Source organism: Pandoraea soli, assembly GCF_902459595.1.
GTDB lineage: Bacteria > Pseudomonadota > Gammaproteobacteria > Burkholderiales > Burkholderiaceae > Pandoraea > Pandoraea cepalis.
In genome coordinates this window covers 1-11,692 of record NZ_CABPSG010000029.1, presented here as the reverse complement: position 1 = coordinate 11,692, position 11,692 = coordinate 1, and the positions used below count along the sequence as shown (strand labels likewise).

The following is an 11,692-nucleotide window of genomic DNA, read 5'->3' as shown; positions in this document are numbered from 1 at the left end:
TTCATACCAACTCCTCGTCTGAGCTGAGGAGCCATTATCTCTAGATTTGATTGGTACGAAATTTTCAGGGCAGGTCACGCCGTCAGCGACCGCTGTTTTTTTAAACGTCAGGCGAAGCCTGCGATTGTCCGGGGGCCGACGCCCCCCCCTTTGAAGGAGTCATGCGTCATGAAAACTACACAACGATGGATCTCGCACCTCTCCCGTCTGTCACGCTCGGCCGGCCCGGTCCTCGTAGGGGCCGCATTGATTGGCACGCTGGCCGGATGCGGCGGCATGACACCTCGCGAATCGCGTAATACGGCAGTCGGCGCCGGCGTCGGCGCCCTGGGTGGTGCCCTCATCTCCGGCGGCGACCTGGGCACGACCGTGGGGGGCGCCGTCGTCGGCGGCGTGATCGGTAACGTCATCACGGACGACCGCCGTCGCCGTTAATACCGGCCCCCCCCGTCATCGGGCGGCCCCCCGTCTCGTCAGCGCATTGCGTCGCGAGGCCGATACCGCCGTCACTGTTCAACGAATCAGGAGAAGCGCGGCATGACATCTCAACAGACACCCCATCAACGTACGCTTCGAACCCTCGCGACACGGCGTATGGCGCGCCGGACACTCGCCGTCGTCACGCTTTGCGCCGGCGCCGCCGCCCTGTCGCTCGTCGCCCTGCCCGGCCATGCACAGACGCGGGCGCCGATGACCGGCGTCGTGCCGACGACACCTTCGGCGCCCACGCCTGCGCCGTTACCGGGCCCGGACTACGGCGACGCGTCGGATCAGAACGCGGCGCTCGGGCTGTACCTGCAACGCTCGTTCGACGCCATCGACACCAATCGCGATGGCAAGATCGACCGCAATGAATGGTCGGCCTATCAGCACAGCCAGTTGCAGGCGCGTCGCGCCACGTTCGAGCGCTATTTCAAGGCGGCGGACAAGGATGGCGACGGTTATCTGAGCCGCGACGAAACGGCGGCCGCCGAGCCGTTCCTCGATCGGCATTTCGAGCGGATCGACGCCAATCGCGACGGCAAGCTCTCCCCCGCGGAGATTCGCGCTTACTTCCGCCGTTACTATCACGAGCGCTCGCAAGCCGACGCGGCGACTACGAAACCCTGAGCCCCTCGTTCGGTAGCGCAAAAAAATACGCCACGGCATGCCGTGGCGTATTCGTTTTCGCTTCGTGTGCGCGGCGTGTCACCGCTGCGCACAACGAGCACGCATTACACGTGGAAGAACTCGGCGATCAGCGCAGCACCGAGGAACGTACCGGCGTTCGCGAGGAACGACACGACCACGATGCGCCAGCCCAGGCGACGGAACGCCGGCACATCCTTGGCGACCGACAGACCGGCGTAGGTCAGCATGGGCGTGACCAACGAGAGGAAGTTGATCTTGCCGGTGAACTGCTCGACGATCGGTGCGAACGGGAAGGCCGGCGACGTCAGGAACATCGCGATGAGCGACACCCAGCACACGGCGGGCACCTTGCGGCGCGTGACGTAGTACAGCGCCTCGCCCACGATCACGGCACCAATCATGATGACCATGCCCGGCACGCCATCGAGGAACGGCGTCTTGAAGGCGATGGTGTTACCGACCAGCGCCAGCGCACCCGAGAACACCCAGGCGAACAAACGCGCACCGAAATTCATTTCGACGGTGTGCGCCGTGCTCGCTTCCTTGAGTTCCTTCGCGGCTTCGACGTCGGCCACCGCAGCGGCTTCGGCGTTGGCACGACCGCGACGGCTCATGCGGCCCAGTACCGGCTCCATCACTCGGTAGCCCCACACGGCGAGCGGCAGCGAGATGAACAGCGTGAAGTACGTGCCGATGGTCGTCGTGATCAGGTTCGAGGCGGCGGCGAACGTGGCCACTTCCTTGGCGACTTCCGGCGTTTGCTGCGCGGCGATGGCGCCGGCGGCAGCGGCCATCATCGAACCCGAGCCCACGCCGGCGCCCATGGCGAGCGAGTGCGGGTGGAACAGATTCAGGCTGGCGATGAAGCCCGCGAACAGCGAGATGAACACCGCGCCGAACACCGTACCCGTAAGGTACTCGGCCAGCACGCCACGGCCTTCGGGCGAATCGAAGCCGTACTTTTCACCGATGATGGCCAGGCTCGGCTCACGACCGACCGAGAACGTCGCGCCGATGGCCTCGCGCTTGATGCCGAGCATCAGCGCCACCGGCAGACCCAGGATGATCGTGCCCACGAAATGGCCGAATTCCTGGAACACGAGCGCCCAACCGGCGGCCACGAGTTTGGGCAGCGAGCCCCCCACGAGCAGCCCCAGCTTGGCCACGAAGAGCAGCAGCGCCGGTTGCAGAATGGCCGACGCCTTGTGTTGCATCGGCAGGTTGATCTGCGCGAAACGCGGCAGACGCGCTTGCGACAAACCCAACGCCGCGCCGAGCAGCAACGCCCAGACCATCGGCAACAACACGATCTTGCCGTGCCCCGCATTGATGCTGATCGCCCCGATCAGCTCCGCAATGACGAGAATCACGATTGCCCAAATATATAGGCGCACACCATCGCTGAAGGCGCCCCCTTGCGGTTGGCCCGCGCTTTTTTCCATGACTGCCATCTGGGTCTCCCCTGCACTTGCTATTGAACCGGTCCGGTGCCGTCCGGTGACCCGGACGGTGTACGAACATTTCGGTGGTTAAGGAAATTCGGCACGCCATCCGTCCGGTCCCCAGACCGTCGGACTTCCCCATGACGCCTGACGGCTCGCCAGGTTGGCACGCCTCGGTGACAACAACAGCGTTCCGCGCCGAACCCCCCGAGGGCGGCATTATACGCGGCCAAAATGGCCGTTTCGGCCCCGAATCTCACGGGCTGAAACGGCTCCGTGCCAAGCGGCGTCTCACGACCGTCGCCCCGGTCCAGCGCGCCCCCGTCGACACGACGCCCCCCCGACGACCGAACGCATGACGACACCCCTTCCTTCCGGATGGCCCTACGCTCGCCGCGGACCGGCATCAGACGTAGCCAAACGGCGTGGCGGGGTTCGCCGCGGTCTCGACCCACACGCTCTTCGTCTGCGTGTACTCATACAGCGCTTCCATGCCGCTGGAGCGGCCGTAACCGCTATGGTGGTAGCCACCGAACGGCGACGCCACGTTGATCGTCTTGTAGCCGTTGATCCAGAAGGTGCCGGCGTTGACCTGCGCCGCCACACGGTGCGCGCGCGCGACATCCTGCGTCCACACCGCACCGGCCAGGCCGAACTCGCTGTCATTGGCGATCGCCAGCGCCTCTTCCTCCGTGTCGAAGGGGATCGCCACGACGACCGGACCGAAGATTTCGGTACGCGCCACGCCCATCGCATTGGTCGCGTCGGCCAGCACCGTGGGGCGCACGAAGAAACCGCCGTCGCTGCGCTGCTGCGAGCCGGCCGCCAGACGTGCACCGCCCGCGACGCCCGCGTCGATCATGTTCATCACGTGTTGGTACTGGGTACGGTTGCAGATCGGGCCGACTTCGGTCGTGTCGTCGAGCGGCTCGCCCACGCGGATCTTCTCTGCGCCGCGCGCGAGCATGTCGACCATCTCGTCGTACACGCCGCGCTGCACCAGCAGGCGCGAGCCGGCCACACAGCTCTGGCCTGCGCTCGAGAAGATGGCGGCCTGGGCGCCGAGGCAGGCGCGCTTCAGGTCGGCATCGTTGAAGACGATATTCGCGGACTTGCCACCCAGTTCCAGCACGCTCGGCAGCAGGCGCTGCGCGGCGGCCGCGGCGATCTTGCTGCCCGTGGCGGGCGAGCCGACGAACACCACTTTCTTGACGACCGGATGCGAGATCGCCGCCTGACCGGTGGTGTGACCGAAACCGGCGAGCACGTTGATGAGACCGCGCGGCACGCCCGCCTGCTCGGCCAGTTCGGCCACCACCAGTGAGCTGGCCGGGGTCAGTTCCGACGGCTTGAGCAGCACACCGTTGCCCATGGCGATAGCCGGGGCGAGTTGCCAGCCGCACGTAAAGACCGGGGCGTTCCACGGCGTGATCTGCAACACCACGCCCATCGCTTCGCGACGCGTGTAGTTCAGGTGCGTGCTCGGTACGGGGATGACATCGCCATAGAACTTGTCGGTCCAGCCCGCGTAGTACTCGAACATTTCGGCGACCTTGGCGACTTCACCGCGACAGTCGCGAATCGGCTTGCCCGCGCCAATCGACTCGAGTTGCGCGAGCGCTTCGGCGTTTTCGCGGATCTTGCTGCCGACGGCCTGCATCACGCGACCGCGCGCCGCATGGGTCAGCGCCCACCAGGTTTTCTGCGCGGCTTGCGCGGCGTGGGCCGCCTGGGCCACGACGGCGGCACCGGCGTCGCGATACGACAATACCGTCTGGCCGGTGGCCGGGTTCACGATCTCGATGTTCGCGTCACCCGTGCCTTCGAGCAGTTCGCCATTCACGAACGAGCCGAGGGTGGTGGCCTTGGGGAAGAACTTTGCAAATGCGCCGAGCAAGGCGGCGGCTTGTGGGTCTGCCATGAGAACACTCCGTGCGACGCGCCGCATCGGGCGCATCGTTTCGTCAAACAAAAATGGAAAATCAAACGACCCGGCGTAACGCCGGAGCGGGCTGACGCGCGATCACGCCCGGCCCGGCTCGATGAACTGCACGATGCGATTGAAGTCCTCGTCATCGCCTACCGTTGCCGCGCTTGCGGCCCACAGACGACCGACTTCGGCCGAGAGCGGTCCCGTGGCGAGCGTGCCCGTCTGCTCGGCGAGTGCCATCGCCAGACGCACGTCCTTGCGCATGAGCTTCATCGTGAAACCGGAGTCGAACGCGTTGTTGAGGATCCACGTCGGGTAATTGGTCTGCGTGACGCCACTGCGGCCCGAGCCGGCATTCAGCCCCTCCAGCACTTGCGCCGGCGCTACGCCGGCGGCTTCGGCCAGACGCATCGCTTCGCCCGCCACGACCAGGTGCGCCGCGCACATCAGGTTGTTGATCAGCTTGGTCACGTGACCGGCGCCCACGTCGCCGATATGCACGCGCTTGGCGGACATGGCGGCGAGCACCGGTTCGATCCGCGCGATGTCCTCCACCGAGCCGCCCAGCACCATCGTGAGCGCGCCGTTCAGGGCGCCCTTCGGCCCGCCGGAGACCGGTGCATCGACCAGCGCGATGCCCTTCTCGCGCAGCGTGGCAGCCAGTCCACGCGTGCTTGCCGGATCGGCCGTCGAGGTGTCGATGACAATCAGGCCTTCGCGACCGTTCGCGGCAATCCCGTCGGCGCCATTCACCACGGCCTCGACGACTTGCGAGGTCGGCAGCGACAGCACGAGGGCGTCGGCTTCGCGGGCCAGCTCAGCAACCGAAGCCCGCAGTCCGATGCCTGCGTCGGCCAAGGCGCGACCGGCCGCCGGCGACGGATCGAAGCCGAGCACCGTGAAACCGCCGCGCTGCAACGACAGCGCCATGCCGCGTCCCATGTTGCCCAGTCCGACCACTCCGATGATTTTCATGTTGACTCCAGATTGACTGCGAGGATGACGTCTCCCCCTTGGGCGACATCGGGTTGCTTCGTCGACCGAACGCGCCGGCCAACGCTTGGGAATTGACGGGCAGTGTGGGATGAAAAAAATCGACGCTCAATGACAACGCTTGAACATTTTTGTTCTAAAAATTAGTCTTTAGGGTATGACACCCGCCATCAACGAAAACCGACTGTTGTATCTTTTTGAAGCCGTCCAGTGCGGCACCGTGCGCGCCGCGGCGGACAGACTCGACATTGCCCCTTCGGCCGTCAGCCGCCAGATCGCCTTGCTGGAGGCCGAAATGGCGCTGCCGTTGATCGAACGTCACAAACGCGGCGTCCACCTGACGCAGGCCGGCCGGTTGCTCATGGAGTACTACCGGGAACAGCGCGCGCACCAGGAGGACTTGCTTGCCAAGCTGCAGGAGGTGCGGGGGTTGCGGCGCGGGCATATCCGGCTGGCGGTCGGCGAGGGATTCGTCAGCGATCTGATGGGCGCGCCGCTGCAGTACTTCTGCAAGCGCTATCCGGACATCACGCTCACGCTCGATCTGGCGGGAACCAACGAAGTCATGCGGCTGGTCGCGGAAGACGATGCGGATATCGGGCTGGTCTATAACCCGCCGATCGAACCGAAGATCGTGTCGCGCGCGCAGATGCGCCAACCGGTGCACGCGATCGTCGCGCCCGACTCGCCGCTCGTCGACCGGTGTCGCGCGGCCGGCGGACTCAAGCTCGACGCGCTCTACGACGTGCCGCTCGCCCTTATGCATGGGGCGTATGGCACCCGCCAGTTGATGGCGCTGGCCGAGCAGTCGGAAAAGTATCGGCTGACGCCCGCGGTCACGACCAACTCGATTTCCGTGCTCAAGCATTTCGTGCGCGCGGGACTGGGCGCCACATTCCTGCCCGCGTTTGCCGTGTCGCAGGAGATCGAGGCCGGCGAGCTGCGCGCGCTGCCGATCGATCACCCGATTCTCAATCAGGCCGAAGCCCATCTCGTCACGCGTACCGGCCGGCGGCTGTCCGGCGCGGCCAACCGCTTGCTGACCCATTTGGAGAGCAAGATGGAAGCGTTTGGCGCCCCGGACTGACGTGAACGGCCAACGTCGACGGGCGTGAACCGGGTCGCCGCGTCGCCCGGTTTCGGTTGTTGGCACGCAACAATCGTCGTACTAAGCCTTTCCCCGATGTTGCACGCTGGGGAATTCGTCTATAAATGAAGCCATCCGGGTGATAACGGCTCGTTGCGTCGCAGTCCATGACATGCGAGGCATCGCCTGCCGCCTCGCCAGCCGAATACGGTCGTATGGCCACGTGTGCGCCTGTATTGGCGCCGCACCGCCGCCGACTCTACGCCAGTGGACTGCCATGACGATGATCTCTGACAACCAGAGCGTGACGGCATCACTCGTAACCGCCCGCATTCCCCCATGCGGCGCCCGTTGCCCAGGCGTGCCCGCTTCCCGATACTTTGTCACTCGTAACGAATTTTCAGGCTTTTCAAGCTTTTCCGACGACATCTCGTGTTGTCTTCGCTTGGACGCTGTGCGACGACGACGGTCATAACCGCGCAAGAAGGTGCGGGGCAAAACGCAACTGGGGAGCAGACCATGAAAAAGAAGCTCATTGCAGCGAGCCTGCTTTGCAGCATCGGCACGTTTGCGCACGCGCAGTCGAGCGTGCAACTTTATGGCCGCGTGGATGGCGGCTTTCAGTTCATGAACCACCTTCAGGACGGCAACGGCGGCACCGTCTCGCGCTGGAGCGCGCAAGGCGGCGACTACGGCACGAGCCTGTTCGGCCTGCGCGGCTATGAGGATCTCGGGCAAGGATTGCATGCGGTATTCAACCTGGAAGGCGGCTTCCAGTTGATGAACGGCTTCAACAACAATGGCGCGGGTTCGATCTTCGACCGGCGCGCGCTGGTCGGCTTCAACTCCCGCTCGTGGGGGCAACTGACGATCGGGCGAAATCTGTTCATCAGCAACGGGGTCTGGGACTTCGATCCGTTCCAGCAGCAAGCCTTCTCCTCGGCGTCGCTGGTGCGCGGGCGTAACTGGCCGCAGGCGAGCAACACCGTCAACTACCAGAGCCCGAATTGGTACGGCTTCGACGTGGCGGGCCAATACGCGTTCTCCAACATCGCCGGGCAGTTCAACAACGGGCGCGGCATGGGGGCCCAGTTGACCTACACACATGACCGGTTCCAGTTGCGCGCGTTATATGACGAAATTCGCGATAGCACCGGACGCTTTACCGACGTCTTCGCCACTTCGCGTGAGTACTTCGCCGGCGCGAACGTGTTCCTGAACCGCTTCACGATTTCGCTGGGCTACACGCATATGTCCGCCCCGGACGCCCCGTCGCCCGACTTCGCCACACGCGCCGACCATTATTGGGCCGGCGTCAGGTATCAAGCCACGCAGGTCTGGGCGGCCAATGCCGCGATCTATCACGTCAACGTGCCGGGGGGCTTCGGCAACGCCACCATGTTCGAAGTCGGCACGACATACAGCCTCTCGAAGCGCACGTTCCTGTATGGCACCCTCGCCTTTGTGAAGAACAGTTCGAACCAGAACTTCTCGGTCGCGGCCATTCCGAGCGACTCGCTCGACAATCCGCCCGCCGGGAAGAGCCAGACCGGTGCCTACATCGGGGTGTCGCACTCGTTCTGATCGGGTCGCGCGAACGGAAAGCGCGAAAGCAGCGCACGAACGCAAGACGAAAAAAAGCCGTCCGGCGCATTGCCGGACGGCTTTTCTTTGACTGCATGGACACACTTTACTGCGATCACTACTGCGATTACTTCTGCCGTTACCTCTGCGATTGCTGCCGTTACTTCACGGACTGCTGCTACTGCTACTACCTCGCGAAGTGGGCGCCGAACGTGCCGGCACCCGCTCACCTCTGGATTACCAGACGTACTTGAGCGAGCCGGCCACACCGGCTTGCGCTTGACCCTGACGCAGGCTGCCGTTCACGCCACCGCGCAGCGAGAGCTTCTTGCCGAATTTCACATCGATGCCCGCCTCCGCGCTCACGATATCGCGGCCGAGCTTGTGGCCCGTGACGGTCATCGTGCCGGCGTTCGCCGCGTTGGCGAGGGCGACGTCCATCGACGGTGCCGCATGCGCCAGCTCACGCTCGTAGGCAATGCGCAGCGACGGCGTGATGCTGTGCGACTCGTCGCCGAATTCCTTCCACAGGCGGGCGCCGATGCCCACACGGGCCGAGTTGAACTGGCTGCCGTCGACCTTGAGGCCCGCCTCGCCGTGCTCGGTGAACCCCTTGACCGACGTGTTCGACACCTTGAGCGTGACGCTCGGGTCGATGTTCACGGCGCGGGTGACGATATGCTTGCCGAACTGCGCAAAGCCACCGATGGTCGTAGCGCTCGTCTTGCCGGAGAGGCCATAGACCTCGCCACCGAGCTTGGCCGTGCGCTGGCTCTTGATGCTGTGTGCGCTATACGACACGCCGCCGTTCGCGAACCAGCCGTCGACTTCGTGCGCGCCATACAGACCGACGCTATACGTGCTGACCTTCGACGAGGCGTTCTGGCTGTTCGCGCCGTTGGCGTCGACGCTGGCATCGCCGTAGCCGACGGCCACGCCGACACGTGTGTTGTTCTTCTTGGCATCGATCCCCGCGACCATCCCGGCTCCGCGCATGGAGAAGCCAGCGACGTCGCCGCGCGCCTGGCCGGTCGTCTGACCGCCCATGGCTTGCGCCCAAGTGGAGATACCGCTCGTTGCCGAGGCGATGTCCGTGGGCTGCATGAACGCATCGTCGCCCGACAGGCGGTCTTGCATGCCCTTGCGGAACAGATCGGCGTTCTGCTGCGCCGCGTTGGCCATCTGCGTCAGCACGACGCCGGCGGCCATGGCCTGGACGGCCGGGTCGACGGGTTGCACCAAGGCTTCCGATTCGGTGGGCTCCGCAGGCGACTCGGTAGCGATGGATTCATCGACACCCACAACGGTATCCGCCGAATTGTCACCGACGTCGGTGTCCGTCGAATCAACGCCCGCGCGGGTGACGTCATCGGGATTGGTTTCCTTGCCATCGTCGCCGCTCGACTCGCCAAGTTCCTGTTCCAGCGTTTCAATGACTTCGGTCAGCACTTGACGCGTCGTCACTTTTTCCTCGTCGGTGGCATGCTCGCTCGTCTCGACGATGCGAGCCGTCGTCTCGGCGCCTTCCTTGATCTCGCGGGTCTTGTCGTCCATCCACTTGCGCCAGTCGACATCCGAGGCATCCGCCATCACGACGGCGGGCGTTGCCGTCGCTGCCGACTCGGTCGCGGCGGCGGCCACTTCGCTGATCTCGGCGATCGCAGGTGCCGGTGCGGGCACGCCGAGTGCGGAGGCGGTTTCGACCAGCGGGGCCTTAGCCACCATCAGCTTGGCCTTCTGCTTGGACTTCAGGAGTTCGAGGGCGCGCTTGGCTTTCGCAATTTCGTGGTCTTTCTGCTTCAGGAACGCCGGCTTGTCGAGTTCCGCGGCCATTTTCGCGTTGTTTTCCTTGCCGCGGGCGATGGCGTCGTCGATGCGCTTGAAGAAGTCGTCCGTCGAAAGGCCCGACGCATCGGTGAACGTGCGCTCGTGTTTGACCGTCAGCGACTCGGTCGGCTCCTGGTTCGAGGCAGCGGCCGTCAACTGCGCAGCCGCGTTCTGCCACAGCGTCAGTGTCGCATTGGCCTTCTCTTGCGCCAGGGACTCGTGACGTGCCTGGGTCGCTTCACGCATCTGCGTTGCCTTGCTCAGGTTGGCGCGCGCCTTGTCGAGGCGCTTTTCGGCTTGATCAAGTCCACGCTGAAAGAAATTGCCTTCGGCCTTGAGCACGGCATCGCTGGCATCCATGAGCGCTTTCGTCTGCTTGCGCTCAACCGTGAGGGCCATGACCAACTCGGCCTTCTTGTCCGCCGCGTCGGCGATCACCTGAGCCGCACGGTCCATCGACAGCCCCGACTGTTTGGCCGCCGTCCGACCCATTCGCTTCCAGTTCTCTTCCGCGGCACTCGATTCGGCCACCACTTCCGTAGCGGCGTTGGCGCTCACCATGCCGCCGCCCGTCAGGGCAACAGCAGCGGCGCCAGCGATTGCCGTACGGCGTACGCGGGCCGCGAGTGTGTCGGTGTCCTGGGTGGAATGGAGTCCCGTGTGGGTGTCGATAGCGTTGATCTTCATGTTCTACGTCCCTCTTAAATTCGTGATTGGCAATGTCGAATGCCAATCCGCAAGTTGCGTTGCATCCGATGAGTGACACGAATCTTAGGACGTGATTAACGTATTAACGGTCTTTGAACCGGGGCATTGGGAATTTACTCACCCAAAACCTTCGCCTTGGGACATATCCCACGAAAATCAGAGTGAAAATCCCCACGAATATCATTGGAATGTCAATAATTCGCCAATATGTCGATCCATTCCTAGCCCTTATCCCTCACAACATGGGAAGCACCAGGAGGTCACCGGCAGCGCGAAGTGCACATGGAATTCACCGGATCGATCCACACGGCAGCGAATGATCGGCGCACCAATTGCGCCCACCAACCGGCGCATTTTTTTAACGGTGTTATCTCCGCTTTCAGGAAGCGTCGCCCAATAACAAAACCCCCGTTACCGATAAGTAACGGGGGTTTCGACCCAATGGTTTGAAGCCTTAAGCGCACCGATCATGACGATTCGCTGCGCCACACGGATTGCCTTGGGAAGCAATCCGCGCTTTCCCCTTGCGAGGAAAGCGTCCTGCTCACGCCCTTAGAAGCGATACTTCGCCGAGATGCCACCACCCAGCGCGCTCTCGCCCTTGCGTACGCTGACGTTACCGCCCACGCGCACTTCCAGTTGCTTCTTGATCTGCATGTCCACGCCCAGATCCGCCGTGAAGATATCGCGGCCCAGCTTCGGACCCTTCACCGTGAAGCCGCTCGGCGCGCCATAGATCGCGTTCGTCAGGCTGCTCTGCGTGTTGCCGAACTCGTGCTCGTACGACAGGCGCAGCGACGGCGCCACCTTGCCGCCCGCGATACTCGCCACTTCGCTCCACAGACGCACACCCACCACACCGCGCGTCGAGGTCTGCGATTGCGAACCCACCTTCAGGCCGTCGGTACCTTGCCCGTCGCGGTTCGTCTCGTCGAACGCATTCAGGCGCGTCGATGCCACGCGCACGCCCACCGACGGATCGATGTTCAC

General features: G+C 64.0%; 9 protein-coding genes. 4 read left to right on the top strand and 5 right to left on the bottom strand.

From position 1 onward, the window contains the following. Positions 1-168 precede the first annotated feature (168 nt). Both PSO31014_RS22005 and PSO31014_RS22000 read left to right on the top strand, forming a co-directional pair. Complete coding sequence (locus PSO31014_RS22005; RefSeq protein WP_150553563.1) at positions 169-435, top strand: glycine zipper 2TM domain-containing protein; 267 nt, start codon at positions 169-171, stop codon at positions 433-435. A 102-nt stretch (positions 436-537) separates the two neighbouring features. Further along, complete coding sequence (locus tag PSO31014_RS22000) at positions 538-1,110, top strand: EF-hand domain-containing protein (RefSeq protein ID WP_150553562.1); 573 nt, start codon at positions 538-540, stop codon at positions 1,108-1,110. A gap of 104 nt (positions 1,111-1,214) precedes the next feature. Here PSO31014_RS22000 and PSO31014_RS21995 read toward each other — a convergent pair whose 3' ends face one another. The 3 genes from PSO31014_RS21995 to PSO31014_RS21985 all read right to left on the bottom strand — a co-directional run bounded on the left by PSO31014_RS21995 (position 1,215) and on the right by PSO31014_RS21985 (position 5,571). After that, positions 1,215-2,582 carry a DUF3100 domain-containing protein gene (locus PSO31014_RS21995; RefSeq protein WP_150553561.1) on the bottom strand — a complete coding sequence of 456 codons (1,368 nt, stop codon included), beginning with the start codon at positions 2,580-2,582 and terminating at the stop codon, positions 1,215-1,217. A gap of 397 nt (positions 2,583-2,979) precedes the next feature. Further along, positions 2,980-4,494 (bottom strand): aldehyde dehydrogenase family protein, encoded by a 1,515-nt coding sequence (locus PSO31014_RS21990; protein ID WP_150553560.1) that lies wholly within the window; start codon positions 4,492-4,494, stop codon positions 2,980-2,982. Between the two features lie 102 nt (positions 4,495-4,596). Then, a complete protein-coding gene (locus PSO31014_RS21985; protein WP_281349153.1) occupies positions 4,597-5,571 on the bottom strand; it encodes an NAD(P)-dependent oxidoreductase in 975 nt (324 codons plus the stop codon). Between the two features lie 82 nt (positions 5,572-5,653). Here PSO31014_RS21985 and PSO31014_RS21980 point away from each other — a divergent pair, with 82 nt between their 5' ends. Together PSO31014_RS21980 and PSO31014_RS21975 are read left to right on the top strand one after the other, a co-directional pair. Continuing rightward, positions 5,654-6,583 carry a LysR family transcriptional regulator gene (locus PSO31014_RS21980; protein ID WP_150553558.1) on the top strand — a complete coding sequence of 310 codons (930 nt, stop codon included), beginning with the start codon at positions 5,654-5,656 and terminating at the stop codon, positions 6,581-6,583. A gap of 519 nt (positions 6,584-7,102) precedes the next feature. After that, positions 7,103-8,167 carry a porin gene (locus tag PSO31014_RS21975; protein WP_150553557.1) on the top strand — a complete coding sequence of 355 codons (1,065 nt, stop codon included), beginning with the start codon at positions 7,103-7,105 and terminating at the stop codon, positions 8,165-8,167. A 237-nt stretch (positions 8,168-8,404) separates the two neighbouring features. Here PSO31014_RS21975 and PSO31014_RS21970 read toward each other — a convergent pair whose 3' ends face one another. Continuing rightward, entirely contained in the window at positions 8,405-10,681 is a 2,277-nt protein-coding gene (locus tag PSO31014_RS21970) for an autotransporter outer membrane beta-barrel domain-containing protein (RefSeq protein WP_150553556.1), read from the bottom strand. A 573-nt stretch (positions 10,682-11,254) separates the two neighbouring features. Then, positions 11,255-11,692: autotransporter outer membrane beta-barrel domain-containing protein (locus PSO31014_RS21965; RefSeq protein ID WP_174976621.1), on the bottom strand; the 438-nt coding region annotated here is incomplete at its 5' end.